The sequence below is a fragment of the Brevundimonas sp. Root1279 genome, from assembly GCF_001425945.1.
Taxonomy (GTDB): Bacteria; Pseudomonadota; Alphaproteobacteria; order Caulobacterales; family Caulobacteraceae; genus Brevundimonas.
This window is the reverse complement of sequence record NZ_LMEB01000005.1, coordinates 200594-222881: the sequence shown is the minus strand read 5'-3', so window position 1 is coordinate 222881 and position 22288 is coordinate 200594. Positions and strand designations below refer to the sequence as shown.

The 22288-nt window shown below is 70.3% G+C and carries 12 protein-coding genes and 1 riboswitch; of the genes, 6 read left to right on the top strand and 6 right to left on the bottom strand.

Annotation, left to right across the window (positions count from 1 at the left end; translation table 11 throughout):
* Nucleotides 1-117: 117 nt before the first annotated feature.
* On the bottom strand, nt 118-630 hold the full coding sequence (locus ASC65_RS06945) for a helix-turn-helix domain-containing protein (protein ID WP_235561425.1): 513 nt from the start codon (nt 628-630) through the stop codon (nt 118-120).
* A gap of 227 nt (nt 631-857) precedes the next feature.
* On the opposite strand from ASC65_RS06945, the gene ASC65_RS06940 reads away from it, so the two are divergent.
* From ASC65_RS06940 to ASC65_RS06930, 3 genes are read left to right on the top strand one after another with little or no spacing between them, the layout of a single operon-like run.
* Nucleotides 858-2054, top strand: coding sequence for an efflux RND transporter periplasmic adaptor subunit (locus tag ASC65_RS06940; protein WP_056450975.1), 1197 nt, complete (start codon nt 858-860; stop codon nt 2052-2054).
* Between the two features lie 7 nt (nt 2055-2061).
* The gene (locus ASC65_RS06935; RefSeq protein ID WP_056450973.1) at nt 2062-5307 is read left to right on the top strand and encodes an efflux RND transporter permease subunit; all 3246 of its coding nucleotides are present in this window, start codon (nt 2062-2064) and stop codon (nt 5305-5307) included.
* The gene (locus ASC65_RS06930) at nt 5307-6743 is read left to right on the top strand and encodes an efflux transporter outer membrane subunit (RefSeq protein ID WP_056450970.1); all 1437 of its coding nucleotides are present in this window, start codon (nt 5307-5309) and stop codon (nt 6741-6743) included. Before ASC65_RS06935 ends, ASC65_RS06930 begins: the two co-directional genes overlap by 1 nt.
* Before the next feature lie 253 nt (nt 6744-6996).
* Here the strand turns inward: ASC65_RS06930 and gltB are convergent, their stop codons facing one another.
* The 4 genes from gltB to ASC65_RS06910 form a co-directional block, all read right to left on the bottom strand.
* Nucleotides 6997-11478, bottom strand: a complete 4482-nt coding sequence (gene gltB / locus ASC65_RS06925) for a glutamate synthase large subunit (protein ID WP_056450967.1) — start codon at nt 11476-11478, stop codon at nt 6997-6999.
* Nucleotides 11475-12908 carry an NAD(P)-dependent oxidoreductase gene (locus ASC65_RS06920; protein WP_056450963.1) on the bottom strand — a complete coding sequence of 478 codons (1434 nt, stop codon included), beginning with the start codon at nt 12906-12908 and terminating at the stop codon, nt 11475-11477. Before ASC65_RS06920 ends, gltB begins: the two co-directional genes overlap by 4 nt.
* A 157-nt stretch (nt 12909-13065) precedes the next feature.
* Entirely contained in the window at nt 13066-13746 is a 681-nt protein-coding gene (locus ASC65_RS06915) for a TorF family putative porin (protein WP_200939804.1), read from the bottom strand.
* A 140-nt stretch (nt 13747-13886) separates the two neighbouring features.
* Nucleotides 13887-15257, bottom strand: coding sequence for an ammonium transporter (locus tag ASC65_RS06910; protein ID WP_056450961.1), 1371 nt, complete (start codon nt 15255-15257; stop codon nt 13887-13889).
* A 275-nt stretch (nt 15258-15532) separates the two neighbouring features.
* Nucleotides 15533-15657: riboswitch (SAM riboswitch) on the top strand.
* 104 nt (nt 15658-15761) lie between these two features.
* Between ASC65_RS06910 and metX the strand changes: the two genes are divergently transcribed.
* Genes metX through ASC65_RS06895 form a run of 3 tightly spaced genes read left to right on the top strand, consistent with a single transcriptional unit; the run spans nt 15762 to nt 19199 of the window.
* Nucleotides 15762-16778: a homoserine O-succinyltransferase MetX gene (metX, locus tag ASC65_RS06905; RefSeq protein WP_200939803.1), complete on the top strand. Its 1017-nt coding sequence runs from the start codon at nt 15762-15764 to the stop codon at nt 16776-16778.
* Complete coding sequence (metB, locus tag ASC65_RS06900; RefSeq protein ID WP_056450959.1) at nt 16775-17965, top strand: cystathionine gamma-synthase; 1191 nt, start codon at nt 16775-16777, stop codon at nt 17963-17965. The genes metX and metB overlap by 4 nt, the downstream gene beginning before the upstream one ends.
* Nucleotides 17966-17978: 13 nt before the next feature.
* Nucleotides 17979-19199: a homoserine dehydrogenase gene (locus ASC65_RS06895; RefSeq protein WP_056450956.1), complete on the top strand. Its 1221-nt coding sequence runs from the start codon at nt 17979-17981 to the stop codon at nt 19197-19199.
* A 74-nt stretch (nt 19200-19273) separates the two neighbouring features.
* On the opposite strand, the gene ASC65_RS06890 is transcribed toward ASC65_RS06895, so the two are convergent.
* Nucleotides 19274-22270, bottom strand: coding sequence for a TonB-dependent receptor (locus ASC65_RS06890; protein WP_162245661.1), 2997 nt, complete (start codon nt 22268-22270; stop codon nt 19274-19276).
* Between the last annotated feature and the right edge of the window lie 18 nt (nt 22271-22288).

Sequence of the window (22288 nt, the reverse complement as noted above, 5' to 3'; positions counted from 1 at the left end):
GCGCCCTCCCTGAAACGGCCTGGGTAATAACCCTCGCGATCGCCCTCGAGCAACCTTTGCGAGTGCGACCTCCCTTAACAGAGAACTAACGGTGAAGCTTTTAGTTTCCGTCGGGACTCAGCCGTCGATGATGTCCTGAAGTATGGCGGCCATGCGGTCGGCCATCCGTTCGCACTGATCCGGGGTCAGGCTGAAGCCGCCGGTGATCTCGCGGCTGACCGCCATGCCCATGATAAAAGCCGCGGCGAGACGCGCGCGCGGCGCGGCGTCGTGCCCACCCACCCAGGCCGCAAACGGATTGAAGAAGCGCTCGTTGCCGGTCCGCTGGACCAGCTCCATGGCCTTCGCCGAGCCGATCGAGCGCAGCAGGATCAGCAGGCCCTTCAGCTTGCTCTCGCTCTTGCCCTCGAAGACGACCTCGTGGGCGATGCGGTGACCGAAGTCGGCGCGGTCGCCGGCCATCAGCTCGGCGCCGTTGTCGCAGCTGTCCAGGACGTTGACGAACAGGTCTTCCTTGGAGCCGAAGTAACGCGACACCAGGGCGGCGTCGACGCCGACGTCGCCGGCGATGTCGCGCATGCCGACGTCGTCATAGCTCTCACGCGCGAAGCGTTCGCGCGCGGCGTTCAAAATGGCGGCGCGAGTCGCCTCGGCGTTCCGCGGCCGTGGCGCGACATGGCAAAACAACGGGTCCCAACTCCAGAATAGCCCCAATCGCTATATGGCTTTGTCATCGCCCGTTGACAAGCGAAGCCCGGATCACCATTAAGTCACCGGGCGTTGACTAGCAGGCTGCCTCCCCATGCGCCGTGGTCGACAGAGACAGGGATTCATCTCCCCTACGGAGACTACGTTACATGCGCACGGTGAAGATCGTGACCGCGGCCGTCCTTATGACGACCGCGCTCTATGGCTGTTCCCCCAAGAGCGAGGCCCAGACGCCGCCGGCCCCGGCGGTGACTGTGGCCGTCCCGCTGGTCCGCGAGGTGCAGGACTGGGACGAGTTCACCGGCCGCTTCGTGGCGACCAATGCGGTCGACGTCCGCGCCCGCGTCGGCGGCTATGTGCAGAGCGTGCACTTCCGTGACGGCGACTTCGTCCGTCGCGGCCAGCTGCTGTTCACCCTCGACCCGCGCCCGGCCCAGGCCGGCCTCGCCGCCGCCCGCGCCCAGCTGGCCCAGGCGCAGGCCCAGCTGAACCTGGCCCGGACCGAACTGACCCGCGCCGAGACCCTGCTGACCTCGCAAGCCGTGTCCCAGGCCGAGGTCGACACCCGCCGCGGCGCCGTGCAGCAGGGCGAAGCCTCCGTCGCCGCCGCCAACGCCGCCGTCCGCGCCCGCCAGCTGGATCTCGAGTTCACCCGCGTCACCGCCCCCATCGCCGGCCGCGTCTCGGACCGCCGGGTCGATCCGGGCAACCTGGTCGGCGGCGGCTCCTCGGGAGCCGACGTGCTGACCACCATCATGTCGTCGAGCCCGATCCACTTCGTCTTCGACGGCTCGGAAGCCGTGCTGTTGAAATACCAGCGTCAGGCCCGCCAGGGCGCCGCGCCGGTGCAGATCCGCCTGCAGGACGAGAGCACCTTCACCCGCAACGGCACGCTCGACTTCACCGACAACGCCGTGGACACCGCCTCGGGCGTCATCCGCCTGCGCGCCATCATCCCGAACGGCGACGGCTTCCTGAAGCCGGGCATGTTCGGCCAGGCCCGCCTGGCGGGCGCCGGGACCTATCAGGCCATGCTGGTGCCGGACGCCGCCATCGCCACCGACCAGGCCCGCCGCATCGTCTATGTCGTCGCCGCCGACGGCTCGGTCGCCCCGCGCCCGGTCCAGCTCGGCCCGCTGGTCGACGGCCTGCGCGTGGTCCGCTCGGGCCTGCGCCCGACCGATCGCGTCATCATCAACGGCGTCCAGCGCATCCAGGCCCCGGGCATGAAGGTCCAGGCCAAGACCGGCCGCATCCAGCCGGTCGCCACCGAGCAGACGGCTCCGGTGACCTCGGCCGCGCCCGCCTCGACCGCCACCTTCGCCAACAGCCTCTCGGGCGACTGAGGCGGTCATGAACATCTCACGCTTCTTCATCGACCGGCCGATCTTCGCGGCCGTGATCTCGGTGTTCATCACCCTGGTCGGCCTGTTCGCCTACCCGCTGCTGCCCCTATCGCAGTATCCGGAGATCGCGCCGCCCACGATCACCATCAACACCGCCTACCCGGGCGCCTCGGCCGAGACCGTGGCCGAGACAGTCGCCGCGCCGATCGAGCAGGAGGTGAACGGCGTCGAGGGCATGCTCTACCTGTCGTCCTCGTCCACCTCGGACGGGACGGTCAGCGTGACCGTGACCTTCAACCCCGGCACCGATCTCGACGCCGCCCAGGTGCTGGTCCAGAACCGCGTCGCCCTGGCGGAGCCCCGCCTGCCTGAACAGGTCCGCCAGATCGGCGTCACCGTGAACAAGCAGGAGAGCGGCTTCCTCATGATCCTGGGGCTGACCTCCCCGGACAAGTCGCTCGAGAACGACTACGTCGGCAATTTCGCGCAATCGACGCTGCGGGACCGCCTGCTGCGCATCGAAGGCGTCGGCAACGTCCAGGTCTTCGGCGGCGGCAACTACTCCATGCGGGTCTGGATCGACCCGGCCAAGGCCGCCCAGCGCGGCCTGACCGGCCCGGACATCGTCGCCGCCCTGCGCGCCCAGAACGTCCAGGCCGCGGCCGGCGCCATCGGCCAGCCGCCCTTCCCGACCAATGCCGCCGCCTTCCAGCTGCCGGTGCAGGTCCAGGGTCGTCTGAGCGATCCCGACCAGTTCGGCGACATCGTCATCCGCACTGACCCGCAGGGCCGCGTGACCCGCGTCCGCGACGTCGCGCGCGTCGAGCTCGGCGCCCAGGACTACGGCATCAACGGCTTCTTCGACGGCGAACGCGGCGTCGGCATCGCCATCATCCAGCAGCCCGGAGCCAACGCCCTGGGCACGGCCGAGCGCGTCCTGGCCGAGGTCGAGGCGATCAAGGCCGAACTGCCGCAGGGCATGGCGGTGCAGATCGCCTACAACCCGACGGAGTTCGTCGCGGCCTCGGTGGAGTCCGTGCAGCACACCCTGTTCGAGGCCGTCATCCTCGTCGTGCTGGTGGTCATCGTCTTCCTGCAGACCTGGCGGGCGGCGATCATCCCGATCGTGGCCATCCCGGTGGCCCTGGTGGCGACCTTCGCCGTGCAGCTGATGCTCGGCTATTCGATCAACTCGCTCAGCCTGTTCGCCCTCGTGCTGGCGGTCGGCATCGTCGTCGATGACGCCATCGTCGTGGTCGAAAACGTGGAGCGCTACATACGCCAGGGGCTGACGCCCAAGGAGGCCGCCTACCGCTCGATGCAGGAGGTCTCCGGCGCCCTGATCTCGATCGGCCTGGTTCTGGTCTCGGTGTTCGTGCCGACCATGTTCGTGCCTGGCATTCCGGGCATCTTCTACCGCGAGTTCGCCATCGTCATCACCACGGCCTCGGTGGTGTCGCTGCTGGTCTCCCTGACCCTGTCGCCGGCCATGGCCGCCCTGCTGCTCAAGCCGCACAAGGAGCATGACCACGTCCGCAAGCCGGGCCTGTGGGGCTCGGTCACCTATTACGCCGGCTGGGCCGGACGGCAGTTCAACGCGGGCTTCGACTGGCTGTCGGACAAGTACGGCCGCCTGACCGCCCGCCTGGTCCGCACCGTCGGCATCGTCCTGATCGTCTACGTCGGCCTGCTGGCCCTGACCGGCTGGCGCCTGATGGACACCCCGTCCGGCTTCATTCCGGAGCAGGACCAGGGCTTCCTGATCGGGGTCATCCAGCTGCCGCCGGGCGCCTCGCTCGAGCGCACCGAGGCCGTCATGACCCGCGCCTCGGAGATCATCAAGAAGACCGAGGGCGTGGAGGGCATGGTCGCCTTCGCCGGCCTCGACGGCTCCAGCTTCTCGTTCGGCTCGAACTCGGCGACCATCTTCGTCCGCCTCGACGCCTTCGAGGAGCGCAAGTCCGCCGAGCAGGCCGCTGCCTCCCTGGCCGGCGCCATTACCGGCGCCACCATGGGGATCGAGGACGCCAACATCTTCGTCATCGCCCCGCCGGCGGTGCAGGGTCTCGGCAACGGCAACGGCTTCCAGCTGATGGTCCAGGACCGTTCGGGCGCCGGCTACCGCGCGCTCGAAGGCGCCACCTTCGCCATGATGGGCGCTGCGGCTCAGAGCCCCGGCCAGGTGCAGCAGGTCTTCTCGACCTACAACACCGGCTCGCCCCGCATCGCCGCCGACGTCGACCGCGACAAGGCGCTGATGATGGGCGTCCAGCCCGCCGACGTGTTCAACACGCTCGGGGTCTATCTGGGCTCGTCCTACGTCAACGACTTCAACTTCCTGGGCCGCACCTTCCGGGTGACGGCGCAGGCGGAGCCGACCTCGCGCGACGACATCGCCGACATCGCCAACCTGCAGACCCGCTCGGCCTCCGGGGCCATGGTCCCGATCGGCTCCGTCGCCACCCTGCGCGACGACTCCGGTCCGGCCCGCGTGGTCCGCTACAACCTGTTCCCGGCCTCCGAGCTGCAGGGCCAGGCGGCGGCCGGCGTCTCCTCCGGCGATGCGATCGCCCACATGGAGCAGCTGGCCCAGGCCACCCTGCCGCCGGGCTTCTCCTACGAATGGACCGGCCTGGCTCTGCAGGAGAAATCCTCGGCCGGCGGCGCCACCGTGGTCTTCGCCATGGCCGTGGTGCTGGTCTTCCTGGTCCTCGCGGCCCAGTACGAGGCCTTCACCCTGCCGCTGGCGGTCGTCCTCATCGTGCCGATGTGCATCCTGGCGGCCATGCTGGGGGTGAACATCCGCGGCCTGGACAACAACATCCTGGTCCAGATCGGACTGGTGGTGCTGATCGCCCTGGCGGCCAAGAACGCCATCCTGATCGTGGAGTTCGCCAAACAGGCCGAGGACGAGGGGCTGGACCGCTTCGACGCCGCGGTCCGCGCCGCCAAGACCCGTCTGCGTCCGATCCTGATGACCTCCTTCGCCTTCATCTTCGGCGTCGTGCCGCTGATGCTGGCGACCGGGCCGGGCGCCGAGATGCGCCAGTCGCTCGGGACGGCGGTGTTCTCGGGCATGCTCGGGGTGACCCTGTTCGGCCTGATCTTCACGCCGGTCTTCTACGTCGTCTGCCGCTGGCTGGCGTCGAAGATGCCCAAGCCGCCGGTCAAGGACGCGACCATCCCGACCACCCAGGGCCTGCCGCCCCACGACCAAGCCGAGCCCGCCTCGCCGCGGCTGGGAGACGCCTGATGACTGTTCGACCCTCTCTCCGGTTCCTGACCGCAACCGCCGGCGCCAGCCTCCTCCTGGCGTCGTGCGCGGTCGGGCCGAAGGCGCCCGACGCCACCCTCCCCCCCCAGGCGTCGGGCGCCTTCATCAGCGCCGCCTATCCCGCCGTCGCGGCCGAAGCCGCCCGCGACGACTGGTGGCGGCTCTATGAGGACCCGATCCTCGACGGCCTGGTCGGCGAGGCCCTGGCGAACAACAATGAGCTGGAGGCCGCCGCGGCCAACCTGCGCCGCGTGCGCGCGGTGCTGGGCGAAACGCGCAGCGCTCGCTTCCCGTCGACGAACACCAGCGCCGCCTACAACTACGGACGGCCGTCCGCTGCGACCGTTCCCGGCGCGGTGATCGGCGAGGCGCTGGACGAGACCGAGACCTTCGACGTCGGCCTCGACGTCTCCTACGAGGTCGACCTGTTCGGCCGCGTGGAGTTCAGCATTCGCGCCGCCCGAGCCGACGCCGATGCGGCCGCCGCAGCGCTGGACGTGGTGCGGGTTTCGGTCGCCGCCGAGACGGCCCGCGCCTATGCCGACGCCTGCTCCGCCAACGCCTCGATCGCCGTGGCCGAGCGCAATGTGGAGCTGCAGCAAAACACTGTCGAGCTGACCCAGCGCCTGCTCGACGCGGGCCAGGGCAACGGCCTGGACGTGGCCCGCGCGCGCTCGACCCTCGAGAGCACCCGCGCCGCCCTGTCGCCGCTGCGGGCCCAGCGCGAGGGCGCCGTCTTCCGCCTCGCCACCCTGACCGGCCGCACCCCGGCCGAGGCCAGCGACGCGGCCCGCGCCTGCCAACGGCCGCCGCAGCTGAAGCAGCCGATCCCGGTCGGCGACGGCGCGGCCATGCTGGCCCGCCGCCCCGACGTCCGCCGCGCTGAGCGCGACCTGGCCGCCGCCGCGGCGCGGGTGAACGTGGCCACCGCCGACCTGTATCCGCGCGTCACCCTCGGCGGTTCGGTGGGCGCGACGGCCCTCGAGGCCAGCGACCTCGGCAGCGCCTCCGCCGTCCGCTTCGGCATCGGCCCGCTGATCAGCTGGTCTTTCCCGAACGTGCTGGCCGCCCGCGCGCGGATCGAACAGGCCAGCGCCGGTTCTGACATCGCCCTGGCGAACTTCGACCAGACGGTGCTGCTGGCCCTGCAGGAGACCGAGACGGCCCTGGCCAACTACGGCAACGAGCTGGACCGACGCACGGCCCTGCAGCTGGCCCGCGACGAGGCGGCCACGGCCGTGCGCCTGACCCAGCTGCGCTTCGACGCCGGCGCCGACAGCCTGTTCAACCTGGTCGACGCCCAGCGCAACCTGGCCCTCGCCGAAGCCCAGCTGGCCAACTCCGACGCCCTGGTCACGACGTACCAGATCGCCCTGTTCAAGGCGCTGGCGGGGGGCTGGACGAGCGAGGCCTGATCGCTTTCGGCCAGGATTGAGACGATGGGGGGGAGGTCGAAAGGCCTCCCCTTTTTCGTTGCCCCTCTCCCAATGGGAGAGGGCTTGAGCGCACGAGAGCGCAGCGATCGTCCTTGCGCGAAAGGGTGAGGGTCGACCGCCTCATTCGGCGCAAGCCGCGTCGTCGACTTGGCGACGGCTTGCGCCGACCGAAACAGGCGACCCTCATCCGGCCCTTCAGGCCACCTTCTCCCATCGGGAGAAGGAAGACGAACTACGCCCTCTTCGCGCTCACCGACGCCGCCTCTTCGCGCGGCAGCACGTGCCGGAAGTGTGTCACCGCCACCGGCCAGGTCTCCAGCAGGCGGCGCGCCAGCGGCGAGCCCGTCTCGCGCGCATGGCGGCTGACCAGGTCGAACAGCCGCTGGGCCGCCTCGCCCATGACCGCGCCGGCCAGCACCGAGGCGCTGTTCATGCGCAAATGGGCCGTGGCCTCCGGATCGTGGATGAAGGCCTCGCCGCCGCTCATGCCGGCGCCGAAATTCCAGCCCGTCGTCCCCAGCACCACCACCGCGCCTCCGGTCATGTATTCGCAGCCATGGGCGCCGACGCCCTCGACCACCGCCGTGGCGCCCGAGTTGCGCACCGCGAACCGCTCGCCCGCCGCGCCGGCGGCGAACAGCTTGCCGCTGGTCGCGCCGTACAGGCAGGTGTTGCCGATCACCGCCGCCCCGGCCTGCCACGACGGCGGACGGACCACGATCTCGGCCCCCGACAGGCCCTTGCCGACATAGTCGTTAGCCTCGCCGTCCAGCTCGATGCGCAGCCCCTTCATGCCCCAGGCCGCCAGCGACTGGCCCGCGGCGCCGCGCAGGTTCAGGGTCAGGTGGCCGTCCGGCAGGTCGGAGCCGTACGTCCGCACGATGTGCGACGACAGCCGCGTGCCGATGGTCCGCTGGGTGTTGGCGACCGCATAGGTCAGCTGCATCTTCTCGCGCCGCTCCAGGAAGGGGGCGGCGTCCCGGACGATCTGGGCGTCCAGCGCGTCCGGGACGGGATTGCGCGGCGCGTCGGCCGGACGCCGGTGATCGCCCTCGCCGACACGGACCAGCAGCGGGTTCAGGTCGAGGTCGTCCAGCTGGGCTCCGCCGCGCGACACCTGGCGCAGCAGGTCGGTGCGGCCCACCGCCTCGTCGAGCGAGCGCAGCCCGAGGGAGGCCAGCACCTCGCGCGTCTCCTCGGCGATGAAGCTGAACAGGTTGACCACCTTCTCCGGCGTGCCGGTGAACATGGCGCGCAGCCGCTCGTCCTGGACGCAGACGCCGACCGGGCAGGTGTTGGAATGGCACTGGCGGACCATCAGGCAGCCGACCGCGATCAGGCTGGCGGTGCCGATGCCGAACTCCTCGGCCCCCAGCATGGCGGCGATGACCACGTCCCGCCCGGTGCGGATGCCGCCGTCGGTGCGCAGCCGCACATGGCCGCGCAGGCCGTTCAGGCTGAGCACCTGGTGGGCCTCCGACAGGCCCAGCTCCCACGGCATGCCGGCGTGCTTGATGCTGGCCAGGGCCGAGGCCCCCGTGCCTCCGTTATGGCCCGCGACCAGGATCACGTCCGCCTTGGCCTTGGCCACGCCCGCGGCCACCGCGCCGATGCCCGACGACGCCACCAGCTTGACCGTCACCTGGGCGACCGGGTTGATCTGCTTCAGGTCGTAGATGAGCTGGGCCAGGTCCTCGATCGAATAGATGTCGTGGTGCGGCGGCGGGCTGATCAGTCCGACGCCCGGCGTCGAGTGGCGCATGCGGGCGATGAACTCGGTGACCTTGAAGCCGGGCAGCTGGCCGCCCTCGCCGGGCTTGGCGCCCTGGGCCACCTTGATCTCGATCTCGCGGCACTGGTTCAGGTATTCTGCCGTGACGCCGAAACGGCCCGAGGCGATCTGCTTGACCGCCGAGTTCGGATTGTCGCCGTTCGGACGCGGGTGATAGCGCTCGGGATCCTCGCCGCCCTCGCCCGAGACCGAACGGGCCCCGATGCGGTTCATGGCGATGTTCAGCGTCTCGTGCGCCTCGGGCGACAGGGCGCCCAGCGACATGCCGGGGGTGACGAAGCGCTTGCGGATCTCGTTGACGCTCTCGACCGTCTCGATCTCGACCGGCGCCGCCTCGCGGAAGTCCAGCAGGTCGCGCAGCGAGATGGCCGGCAGCTCGCGCGCCCGGCGGCTGTAGGCCTTGAACCGCTTGTAGTCGCCGCGGGTCGTGGCGTCCTGGATGCGGTGGATCATCTCCGCGTCCCAGGCGTGGGTCTCCTCCCCCGCTCGGATGCGGTGCGCCCCGCCGATGCGCAGTCCCGGCCGCGGCGTGGCGAAGCCGCGCTCGGCCCGCGCCGTCACCTGCGCCTCGATGCCGGCCAGGCCGACGCCCGAGATGCGCGAGGTCATGCCGGGGAAGAACTCGGCCACCAGGGCCCGGCTCAGGCCCAGCGCCTCGAACTCGCAGGCCCCGCGATAGGCCGAGATGACCGAGATGCCCTTCTTGGCCAGGATCTTCATCAGCCCCGCCTCGACCGCCGCCTTGTGGTTGAGGCAGGCGTCGCGCAGCGTCAGGCCGGGATAGCGCCCGCCCTCCAGCCGCTCGAGGAAGCTCTCCTGCGCCAGCCAGGCATTGACCGCCGTGGCCCCGCAGCCGACCAGCACCGCGAAGGCGTGGGCGTCGATGGCCTCGGCCGACCGCACCACCAGCGAGCAGTAGGTGCGCAGGCCGGCGTCGACCAGTCGGCCGTGCACCGCCGCCGTGGCCAGGATCATCGGGACCAGCGGCCGGCCCTCGCCGGCGCGCTCGTCGGTCAGGACGATCAGCCCGGCCCCGCCCTTGGCGGCCGCCACCGCCTCGTCGCGGACGCGGTCCAGCGCCGCCTTCAGCGCCTCGCCCGCCTTGGCCCCCTCGGCCGGCGCGGAGAAGGTGCAGTCGATGACCGTGGTCGCCCCGGCCCCGACGACGTCGAGCATCCGCTCGTACATCCCCGTGGTCAGCACCGGGCTGTTCAGCACGAAGACCTGCGTCTGGGTCTCGTCCTGGGCCAGGATGTTGCCGAGGTTCTTGAACCGGGTCCGCAGGCTCATCGCCCCGGCTTCGCGCAGGGGGTCGATCGGCGGGTTGGTGACCTGGGCGAAGGCTTGGCGGAAATAGTGGGCGAAGGGCCGCGCCTGGTCGGACAGCACCGCCGGCGGGGCGTCGTCGCCCATCGAGGCCACGGCCTCCTTGCCCTCGGCGGCCATCGGATCGAGCAGGGCGTCGATGTCCTCCTGGGTCCAGCCGACCGCCGCCTGGAAGCGGGTCAGGGCCTCGCCCGAGATCTTGCGCGGCTCGGGCCCGGGGCCGATCTGCGGCTCCAGCTCGACGATGTTCGACAGCCAGGCGCGATAGGGGTTCTCGGCCGCCAGCCGGTCGATGGTCTCGGCCTCGTCGTAGAGCCGGCCCGCCTCCAGATCGACCGAGATCATCCGCCCGCCGCCGATGTGCAGCCGGCGCGCAATGCGCTCGTCCGGCACCCCTGTCATGCCCGCTTCCGAGCCGCAGATCAGCAGGCCGTCGGTGGTCTCCATGGCGCGCAGGGGGCGCAGGCCGTTGCGGTCCTTGCCGGCCACCACCCAGCGGCCGTCGGTGGCGCAGACCGCGGCCGGGCCGTCCCACGGCTCCATCACCGCGTTGCAGTAGGCGTAGAGCGCCCGGTGGTCGTCCGAGATGACGCCCTCGATCGGCGCTTCCGGGATCAGCAGGGCCTTGACCATCGGCGCCGGGCGCCCGGCGCGGACCAGCACCTCGAAGACGTTGTCCAGCGCCGCGGAGTCCGAGCCGCCCGCCTGGATCACCGGCTTGACCGTCGCGTCATCGGCCCCGAAGGCCTCGGCGGTCATGCGGATCTCGTGGCTGCGCATCCAGCCGGCGTTGCCGCGCAGGGTGTTGATCTCGCCGTTGTGGGCCAGCATCCGGAACGGCTGCGCCAGCCGCCACTCCGGGAAGGTGTTGGTCGAATAGCGCTGGTGGAACAGAGCCACATTGGCCTCGACGCGCGGGTCGCCGAGGTCCGGATAGAAGTCCGCCAGCGCCTCGGCCAGCATCATCCCCTTGTAGATCACCGACCGCGCCGACAGCGAGCAGACGTAGAAATGCTGCAGCCCCGCCGCCGTGGCGCGCGCCTCGATCCGGCGGCGCAGCAGGTACAGGGCCCGCTCCAGGTCCTCGCCCTCAAGGCCGTCGGGCGCGCTGAGCATGATCTGCTCGATCTCCGGACGGGTGGCCGCGGCGCGTTCGCCCAGCACTTCGGCGCGGTGGGGCACCTGGCGCCAGCCGTACAGGTAGAAGCCGGCCGCCATGACCTCGCGCTCGACGATGGTCCGGGCCCGTTCCTGGGCGCCCAGGTCGACGCGCGGCAGGAAGACCATGCCCACGGCGATAGGCCCCGGGCGCGGCGTGTGGCCGGCGTCGCGGACCTGCTCCTCGAAGAAGGCGCGCGGCAGGCCGATCAGGATGCCGGCCCCGTCGCCGGACTTGCCGTCGGCGTCGACCGCCCCGCGGTGCCAGACCGCCTTCAGGGCCTTGAGCGCCAGCTCGACCACCTCGCGGCGCGGCTGACCGTCGATGGCCGCGACCAGGCCGACGCCGCAGGCGTCGCGCTCCGAGGCGGGGTCATAAGCGTGGGCGTCGATCAGCCGCTGGCGGTCGCGTTCGTACTGGGCAGGATCGAAGGTCATGCGGCGGCTCTTGCGCGGCTGGACAGCCAGGCGTCGATTTCAGAAGCGGCGTCCTGGCCGTCGCGCACGGCCCAGACCACCAGGGAGGCGCCGCGCACGATGTCGCCGGCGGCGAACACGCCCTCCAGCGTCGTCGCCTTGGTGCGCCCAGCGGTGCGGATGGTGCGCCACTCGGTCAGGGCCAGGTCGGTTTCGGCGAAGCGGCCGGGCATGTCCTCGGGCTCGAAGCCGAGCGCCTCGATGACCAGGTCGGCGGGCAGATCGAACTCGCCGCCCGCGACCGGCTCGACCGACCAGCGGCCGTCCGCGGATTGGGCCGCCAGGGCCATGCGTTGGGCGCGCACGCCGGTGGCGCGGCCGGCCTCGCCCAGCACCGCCCGCGGCGCCGCCAGCCATTCGAAGACCACGCCCTCCTCCTCGGCGTTGGCCACCTCTCGGGCGCTGCCGGGCATGTTGTCCCGGTCGCGGCGGTACAGACAGGTGACCGAGGTCGCACCCTGGCGCACGGCGGTGCGGACGCAGTCCATGGCGGTGTCACCGCCGCCGATGACCACCACCCGCTTGCCGTCCGCGTTCAACGTCCCGCCGTCATAGGCCGGCACGGCGTCGCCGAAGCCCTTGCGGTTCGATGCGATCAGATAGTCGAGCGCGGCCACCACGCCCTCCGAGCCACAGCCCGGGGCGGTCAGGCGGCGCGCCTGGTAGACGCCGGTCGCGACCAGCACGGCGTCATGCGCCGCACGCACCTCGGCGAACGGCAGGTCGCCCCCCACATCCACGCCCAGGCGGAAGTCGACCCCGCCCTCGGCCAGGCGATCGAGGCGGCGCGAAACGACGTGTTTCTCGAGCTTGAAGCCGGGGATGCCATAGGTCAGCAGGCCGCCGGCGCGGTCGTGGCGGTCGTAGATCGTCACCGCATAGCCGGCCGAGCGCAGCCGGTCGGCCGCGGCCATCCCGGCCGGTCCGGCGCCGACGATGCCGACCGACTGGCCGCGTTCGGCGCGCGGCCGGATCGGCGCGACCCAGCCGTTTTCGAAGGCCATGTCGCCGAGCCAGCGCTCGACCGAGCCGATGGTCACCGTCTCCCAGCCGGACTGCTCGAGCGTGCAGGCGCCCTCGCACAGGCGATCCTGCGGGCAGATGCGGCCGCAGATCTCGGGCAGGGTCGAGGTCGCCTCGGACTGGCGCCACGCCTCTTCGTAGCGGCCTTCCGAGGCCAGCTTCAGCCAGTCAGGGATGTTGTTCTCGAGCGGGCAGCCGGTCTGGCAAAAGGGCACGCCGCACTGGGCGCAGCGGCTGGACTGGGCCGTCCCGGCGGGCGGGGCGAAATCCGCGTAGATCTCGCCGAACCCCTGCACGCGATCAGACGCCGGGACCTTGGCCGGCCCGGAGCGCGGGGTGATGACGAATTTCTGGTTCGCGGACGCCACGGAAGCCCTCTTCGCAAGTGCACCAATGTCCTACGGCGCCGCACATAGAGCAAGCAAGTTCCGTGCTTCAGATGCACATCACAAGTTCTTTCGCGCAAAATCGAACCGGCGAGACCTCACCCTAGGGCACGATCTCGCCGGCCGAACGCGAGACGATCTAGAAGAGAATCTTGACCCCGGCGACCACCCGGTCCTCGGCGATCGGAACATCGACGTCGGTGTCATAGTAGCGGACGTCGAAGAGCAGGTTCTCGGCCAGGGCGTAGCCCACCCCGGCGTTCCAGGTCGTGTAATCGTCGCTGACGTCCAGCGACTGGTAGCCGAGCGCGCCCGACAGGGTCCATTTCTCGGCCGGGACGAAGGCGAGGCTGCCCTCGACATAGGTCGTCTCCTCGTCCACCCCGAAGAAGTCCGGCGACCAGTAGACGACGCCGCCGACGGTGACCGGCCCGAAGGCGCGCGAGGCCCCGGCCTTCAGCTCGACGTAGTCGTAGTCGGTGTCGTCCGGGGTGTCGGTGTAGAGATAGGCGACCACGCCGAAGTCGAGGGCCACGCCCGCGGCCTCGGTGCGATAGCCGCCGTACAGGTCGACCTCGAAGTCGGTGGTGTCGCCGAAGTCGACCTCGGAGGCCCAGGCGCCGGCGTAGAAGGAGCCGGCGGTCACATCGACCCCGCCCTGGACGGCGGAGTCTTCGTTCGACTGGCTGAAGCCTCGGAAGACGTAGTCGCTGACGACGCCGGCATTAAAGGCCACGTCGACCTCCTGGGCGGACGCCGCCGGGGCGGCCATGAGCGCAGCAGCCAGGGCGGCCGCGCTGAGGAAGGCGGTTCTCATCATCGTATCCCCTTGTTCTCGATGGTTTCTTGAGACGCACGCTCTACTGTCCGGCGGCGCGAAGGGGAGGCTCCGCGCCGCCGGGTCGTAACCGGTCCGGTCTCCCCTCCCGCCGCGAACGGCGCGAGCCGGACCGGGATGGGTCACGCCGGGTCGAGGACCTCGCCGTGCAGGTGCTCGTCCAGGCCTTCCGCCTCGGCCTCGGCGCTGACGCGCAGGCCGGTGGTGAACTTGCAGATGATCAGGATCACGAAGGTCGCCACGGCGCTCCAGCCGATGGTGACGCCCAGACCCCAGGCCTGTTTGGCGAGGGTCGCGCCCTCGGCGACCCCGTTGACGGCGGCGCTGGCGAAGACCCCGGTCAGCAGGGCCCCAAGGATGCCGCCCGCGCCGTGGATGCCGAAGGCGTCCAGGCTGTCGTCATAGCGGAGCAGCTTCTTGATCCACACCGAGGCGGCGTAGCAGACCGGTCCCGAGGCCAGGCCTATGATGACCGCGCCCTTCGGATCGACCAGGCCGGCGGCCGGGGTGATGGCCACCAGGCCGGCGATCAGGCCGGACAGGGCGCCGATCAGCGACGGCTTCCGCTTCTCCATGACCTCGACGATCTTCCAGGTCAGCGAACCGGCCATGGCGGCCAGGATGGTGTTGAGCAGGGCCACCGAGGCGATCGAGTCGGGCGTCCAGGCCGAGCCGGCGTTGAAGCCGATCCAGCCGACCAGCAGCAGGCAGGCGCCGATCATGGTCAGGACCGGGTTGTGGGCGACGATGCTTTCCTTGCCGTAGCCCTTCCGGGCGCCGAGGAAGATGGCGCAGACCAGACCGGCCACGCCGGCGTTGACGTGCACCACCGCGCCGCCGGCGAAGTCCAGCACGCCCGCCGAACCGAGGAAGCCGCCGCCCCACACCCAGTGACAGATCGGGGCGTAGACCAGCAGGGTCCACAGGCCGGTGAACAGCAGCAGGCCGGTGTATTTGATCCGCTCGGCGAAGGCGCCGGCGATCAGGGCCGGAGTAATGATCGCGAAGGTCAGCTGGTAGGCGATCCAGAGATACTCCGGCAGGCCCGGCGTCAGGCTGTGCGCCGTCGTCGGCGTCACCCCGTTCAGGAACAGGGACTCAAGGCTGCCGATGTAGGGCTGGAGCTGGTCGCCGGAGTAGCCGGCGAGCGGCTGGGCGATGCCGAAGGACAGGGTGTAGCCGGCGATGAACCAGGCCAGGGTCACCACCGCGGCCACGCCCAGGGATTGGGTGATGGTGGCAATGACGTTCTTGCGCCGCACCATGCCGCCGTAGAACAGGGCCAGGCCGGGCAGGGTCATCAGCAGGACGAGGGCCGTCGAGGTCAGGATCCAGCTCGAGGCGGCGCCGTCGAGAGCCAGGGCGACCTGGTGCGCCAGCAGCGCCGGCGCGGTGGCGGCCTCGGCGGTCGCCGGGGCTGCGAAAGCCGCCGAGGCGGCGGTACAGGTTACTAGGGCTGTGGCCAGTGAAAGGCCGCTACGAAGTCGTGTCATCCTCGATCCCCTCAAATGCGATCTCGCATGTGCGAACTGTTTACCGCATCTGCGAAGAGCGCAAGAGGCCTCGCCCGCTTTTCGACACGATCCTTCCAGTGCAGACTCGACGGCGGATATGTTTCAGCAATTTCTTCTGATGAGCTTTCTGGTTAGCGCATGAAAGAACCAATCATTAACGTAGCGCTTGGACGGAAATTTCTCCGTTCCCGTGCATGAAATTTTGCAACGCACACAGGGATTGACGCGCGGCCCCGGCTTGTGCAGCCTAAGGGCACTCATCAAGACCGGCTGAGGGATAGGCCCTTTGACGCCGGGGCAACCTTCCGAGGATCCACCCGATCCGCGGAGATGGTGCCAACTCCTGCGAGGTTTCCCCGGAAGCCGCGAGAGATGAGTGAAGCGACGGCCCGGATGCGTCCCGGGCCCTGATCGGTTCACGGGTCTGTCTCCGCATTAGTTGGCCGCCCCGCCCGGACTCGGTGATCGAGTTTGGAGCGGACCGTGGCGTCCTCTGACTGGCCGATCGACGAAGCCCCCGGACGAGACGTCCGCGCGGCGATTCCGGATGGCTTCCGCCTGGAGTCGGGTCAGATCCTCGCCGCCACCGAGGTTGTCGGTCGCCTCCACGGCCCCGAAACCGGCCCGCTCGTCGTCGTCGCCGGCGGCATCTCCAGCGGCCGCTTCGCCGCCCGCTGGTGGTCCTGGGCCGTGCGCAAGGGTGGCCCGATCGACGTCGACCGCGTCCGCGTCCTGGCCTTCGACCTCGCCCCCGGCCGCGACGAGGACGGCCTCACCATCACCACCGTCGATCAAGCCCGACTGCTGGCTGTCCTGCTCAATGGCGTCAACGAGCCCTGCGTCGACCTGTTCGTCGGCGCCTCCTACGGCGGCTGCATCGGCCTGGCCCTGGCCGCCAGCCATCCGCTGCGCGTCGGCGAACTCGTGGTGATCTCGGCCGCACACCGCACCCACCCGGCCGCCACCGCCTGGCGCGGCGTGCAGCGTCGCCTGCTCGCCTTCGCCCGCGACTGCGGCCGCGAGGCCGAGGGCGTCGCCCTGGCCCGCGAACTGGCCATGACCACCTACCGGACCGGCGAGGAGTTCGCCCTGCGCTTCGCCTCGACGGCGCCCGCCGAAGCCGGGGCCGCCTATCCGGTGTGCGACTATCTGATCGCCCGCGGCGCCGACTACGCCGAGGTCACCTCGGCCGGCCGCTGGATCACCCTGTCGGACTCGCTCGACCGCCACGCCGTCGCGCCGGAGACGATCCGCTGCCCCGTCACCGTCGTCGGCTTCACCTCGGACCGGCTGGTGCCGATCGAGGACAGCCGCGACCTGGCCGCCCGCCTCCCTAACCTCCGCCGTCTGGTCGAGGCCCCCTCGATCTTCGGCCACGACGCCTTCCTCAAGGAACGCAAGCTCGTCGGCCGCGCCCTGCACGACGCGCTGAGCCCGCTCTACGCCGCCGCCTCCTCCCCCTCCCAGACCCCCTGCCTGTCCCGCGAGATCGCCGCATGACCTGTTCCACCGAAGCCCACCCCTGTACGACCGCCGCCCGTCACGGCGTGAACAGCGATCCGGCGCATGGTGCGGTGATGCCGCCGCTGTACCTCTCGTCGAACTACAGCTTTGACGGGCTCGATGGGAAACGGCGCTACGACTACACCCGCTCGGGCAATCCGACCCGCGATGTGCTGGGTGAAACCCTCGCCAAGCTGGAAGGCGGCTGCGGCGCCGTGGTGACGGCGACCGGCATGGCCGCAGTCGATCTGGCCCTGTTCGCGCTCGAGCCCGGCGACCTCCTGATCGCACCGCACGACCTGTACGGCGGCACCCACCGCCTGCTCTGCGCCCGCGCCCGCCGCGGCCATTTCGAGGTGGCCTTTGTCGACCAGAACGACGCCGCCGCCCTCGACGCCGCCTTCGCCCGCAAGCCCAAGCTGATCCTGATCGAGACCCCGTCCAACCCGCTGATGCGCGTCGTCGACGTGGCCGAGCTGTGCGCCCGCGCCAAGGCCGTCGGCTGCAAGGCGGCGGTGGACAACACCTTCCTCTCGCCGGCCCTGCAGAACCCGATCGCGCTCGGCGCCGACCTGGTGATCCACTCGACCACCAAATACATCAACGGCCACTCCGACGTCGTCGGCGGTTGCGTCGTGGCCAAGGATCCGGCGGACCTCGAACAGCTGACCTGGTGGGCCAACTGCCTGGGCGTCACGGGGTCGCCCTTCGACGCCTATCTGACCCTGCGCGGCGTGCGCACCCTGTTCGCCCGCGTCGAGCGGCAGCAGGCGACCGCCGGCCGCGTCGCCGAGTGGTTGGAAGCCCACCCCGCCGTCGCCGCCGTCCACTACCCGGGCCTGAAGAGCCACCCCGGCCACGCCGTCGCCGCGGCCCAGCAAAAGGGCTTCGGCGCCATGCTCAGCTTCGAACTGGCCGACCTGGACGCCGTGCGCACGCTCGTCGACCAGCTGGAGGTCTTCACCCTGGCGGAGTCCCTGGGCGGGGTCGAAAGCCTGATCGCCCACCCGACCCTGATGACCCACGCCGCCATGACGCCGGAGGCGCGTGAGACCGCCGGCATCACCGACGGCCTGCTGCGCCTGTCGATCGGCCTGGAGCATCCGGAAGACCTGCTGGCCGACCTGTCCCAGGCGCTCGACGCCGTCCTCGCGGCGAGCCAGCCGGCCGCCGAAGCCGCCTGAGGACGCCGCCGCCATGACCGCCCTCTCCCTCTCCCTCGCCATCCCGGCCGCCGACGACGCGTCCTCCCCCGTCACCGACGAACCGGTGGCCCTGCTGCAGCTCGACCTGTCCGACCCGCCCGAGGCCGCCTCGGCCGTCTATCGCGAGGTCCGCCGCGGCCGCCGCGTGGTCGCCGTCGCCTGCGGCAGGGCCGACGCCCCCGCCCGCCTGGCCCAGGCGCTCGACGCCATCGGCGTGGTCGCCGCCTTGCCCGTTCCCGGCGCCGGCCTGCTCAGCGGCGGCGTGTCCGTCGTGGCCGGCCCCGAGACCGCCCCGCCGCGTCCCGCCTCCCCCCCTGCCCGCCCCCTGCGCGTGGCCCTGGCCGGCTGCGGCGTGGTCGGCGGCGGCGTGCTGGCCCGCCTGCTCGCCGACGCGCGCTTCGAACTGATCGGCGTCCTGGTCCGCGACCCGGCCAAGCCTCGGGACACGGCCATTCCATCCGGCCTGGCGCTGTCCGACCCCGCCGCCCTGCTGGCGCGCGAGCCGGACGTCCTGGTCGAGGCCATCTCCGACGCCTCCACCGGCCGGGCCCTGATCCGCGCCGCCCTGGCCCGCGGCGTCCATGTGGTCAGCGCCAACAAGCAGGCCGTCGGCGGCGACCTGCCGGCCCTCTCTGCCCTGGCCGAGGCCTCGGGCGCTCGCCTGCTCTATTCGGCCAGCGTCGGCGGCGGTGCGCCCCTGATCGAGACCGTCCGCCGCGCCCGCGCCCATGGCGAGGTCGTCCGCATCGAGGCCGTGCTGAACGGCACCTGCAACTTCATCCTCAATCGCCTGTCCCAAGGCGTCGCCTTCGACCAGGCGCTGGATGGCGCCCGCGTCGCGGGCTTCGCCGAGGAGGATCCGTCCGCCGACCTGACCGGCCTCGATGCCGCCGCCAAGCTGTCGATCCTGGCCCATGAGGGCGCCGGCCTGATCCTGCCGGTCGAGGGCATCGGCCGGGATACGCTGGACGCCCAGGCCCCCTCGGGCCGCGTGCGCCAGCTGGCCCGCCTGGAGGCCGCTTCCGGTATCGCCAGCGTGCGCCTGGCCGCCGTCGACGGCGACCGTCTGTTCGCCGACCTCGACGATGAGTGGAACGCGCTGCGCGTGACCACCGCGGACGGCCGCGTCTTCACCGCCCGCGGCCGCGGGGCCGGGCGCATTCCGACGACCGAGAGCGTCTGGGCCGACCTGTCCGATCTCGCCGCGAACTGAGGCGACCCCGTAAAAGAAGGCGCCGCCGACCCGAAGGTCGACGGCGCCTAGTCAGGCTTCATGTTCAGGAGTGATCAGAAGCTGTAGCGGGCCCCGAAGAAATACTGGCGGCCGGTGTGGTGGTAGACAGAGGTGCTCGCGCGATCAGCGCCGTCGCCGACGATCTGATGGTTGAACTCGTCGGTCAGGTTGATGGCTTCGAAGGTCAGCTGGACCTGGTCGGTCAGCTGGTACGAGGCCGAGGCGTCGAGGTTGAACGTCTCGACCTTGCCCTCGATCTGGTTGCCGTTCCGGCCCGGGACGTTCTGGGTGTAGTCCGAACGCGACGACGCCGAGACGCGAGCCGAGAACTTTTCGTCCTCATAGTACAGGGTGGCGTTCCAGGATTCCGGCGACAGGTTGATCAGGTCGGCGGTCTGGAAGGCCGTGCACAGGGCGTTGGCGCAGTAGTCGATCTCGGATTCGACGTGGGTGTAGTTCATCTGCACGCCGGTGTTGCCCAGCAGGCCCGGCAGGAAGGTGAACGGCTGCTGGTAGCTGATCTCGAAGCCCTTCAGCGGGCCGCCTTCGGTGTTCACCGCGGCGGTCAGCTGGAAGACGGTCGTGGGCGAACAGGCCCCGGTGCAGAAGCCCGGCGCGAAGGCCGAGGGATTCAGGGCCGTCAGGGCCGTGTACGGCAGGTCCTGGCGGAGGATCTGAATGTAGGTGTCGATGTCCTTGTAGAAGTAGGCGAAGGACAGCAGGCTTTCCTCGGCGAAATACCACTCGACGCTCAGGTCGTAGGTATTTGCGCGGAACGGCTCCAGCTTCACATTGCCGATCGAGGCCGTGAAGTTCGGGCCCGAGGCGGCCAGCGAGGTGGTCGGAACCAGGTAGTTGGTGCCGGCCAGGGTGTTGCCGATCTGCGGGCGCGCCATGACCTTGGCGGCGCCGAAGCGGACCAGCAGGTCCTCCATCGGCTCGAAGGTCACGTTCAGCGACGGCAGGGTGTCGGTGTACTCGTTCTCGCCCTGAACCAGGGTGCCGCCGCCGGTCGAACTGTAGCCTTCCGCCTCGAGACGGGTGCTGACCTGACGGACGCCCAGGTTGCCGCGCACCGGCATCGAGCCGATCTCGGTGTTGAAGTCGGCCTGCAGATAGAAGGCCAGATCTTCTTCATAGATCGAGCGGTTGCCGCCCCGGGCGTTGCCGTTGGTGATGCTGGTCAGGCGGAAGTCGCCGCCCGGCACGCCGGTGTCGCAGTTGCAGTAGATGTCGAACAGGTCCGCAATCGCGCCCAGGTCGGGGCGCAGCCACGAGGTGTCGACGCCGCCCGGGGTCAGATTTGCACCGAAGCCGGTCAGCAGGTTCGAGATGTCCGCGACGGTGGTCCCCGCCGGCAGGACCGGAACCACGGTCTCATCGGTGCGGCGGAAGTCGAACGACGTCGAGTCGTAGGTCTTCCAGTTGACGCCGCCCTTGATGGTCAGCCAGTCGTTCGCATCGTACTCGAGGTCGGCCTGTGCGGAATCGAAGACCGTGTCCACGCCGTTCGGGCGCAGGCGGATCTCCGAGCGCGGCACCGCCGCCGTCGACGGGCGCCACTCCCAATTGGCCGGGTTGGTGACGTCGAAGCCGTAGTCGATGACCGGAGCGTTCGCGTTGCCGCGGAAGTCCCACGAATAGCCGTCGGTGTTGGAACGATCGAGGGTGACCGTGGTCTGCACCGGGTTGTCGAAGTTCGATTCCGCCCGACCGAAATAGTAGCTGCCGCGCAGGCGGTCGCTGAACTCGTGCTGAGCGGTGAAGCTGACCTGCAGGAATTCGGTCGACAGTTCGTCGAAGCGGCTTTCCGAGCGGATGTCGACGTTGTCGAACACGCCGTAGACCAGCATGTTGTTCTCGACCGCGGCGTCCAGCACGTGGATCTGGGTCTGGCCGCCGGCCGCGGCGTTGCGGCTGAACGACAGGGCTTCCAGGAAATCCTCCTGACGGGTGGCGTCCAGCTTCGAGTACAGGACGTCCATGGTCAGCAGGGTGGTTTCCGCCGGCCGCCACTGGAACGAACCGGTCACGCCCAGACGCTCCTGCTCGTGGGTCAGGCGACCGTAGCGCGGCAGGCGCGGAATGAAGACGCTCGGATCATTGGCCAGGGCGTAGGCGGCGTTGTTCGCGGCGGTGTTGGCCGGACGCGGGACGCCGGTGGCGCAGTTGGCGGCGCTGGATCCGGTTGAGCCGCTGTTGCCCGGGTTCTGCGGGCTGTAGCCGACCGGCGAGCAGAAGCCCCCGGTGTTGCCGGTGCCCGGCGCGGCGGCCGGTCCCCAGCGCACCGAGCTGAAGCCTTCCTCCAGCGAGTCGCGCTCGCTGTAAGCCACGGAGACCAGGGCCCCGAACTGGTCGTTCTCGCCGAAGGTGTCGCTCAGCAAGAAGGCGACGCGCGGGCTCCAGCTCTCGGACAGGTCGTTGTAGCCGGCCTGAACCGAGGCCGCGGCGTTGAAGCCGCGATAGTCGAACGGACGCGACGACTGCAGGTCGACCGTGGCGCCGAGCGAGCCTTCTTCAGTCTCTGCGGCGGCCGTCTTGCGGACCGTGATGCTCTGGAAGAGCTCGGCGGCGAAGACGTTGAAGTCGAAGCCGCGGCCACGGTTGGCTCCGCCCGAGGAATCGGTGCCGCCGGCGGTGGCCTGCGCTTCCATGCCGTTGATGCGGGTGCGGGTGAAGTCGGCGCCCAGGCCGCGCACCGTGATCGAGCGGCCTTCGCCGGCGTCGCGGTCGATGGCGACGCCCGGAATGCGCTGGATGGCTTCGGCCAGGTTGAGGTCGGGGAAGTCAGCGATGTCCTCGGCGACGATGACGTCGACGACGTTGGCTTCCTTGCGTTTCGCGTCCAGGCCGGCGCTCAGGCTGGCGCGGAACCCGGTGACGACGACTTCGTCGACTTCGTCCGGCGAGGTCTGCGGCGTGGTCTGCGGCGCGGTCTGGGCGGCGGCGGCGCCGACCCCCAGCGACAGGGCGACGGCCAGGCCGGACGCTCCCGCGAACAGGCTACGGCGAAGGGCGCGGGTCATCCCCGGCTGAATGGCTTGCAACATATGCCTCCTCCCAATGGG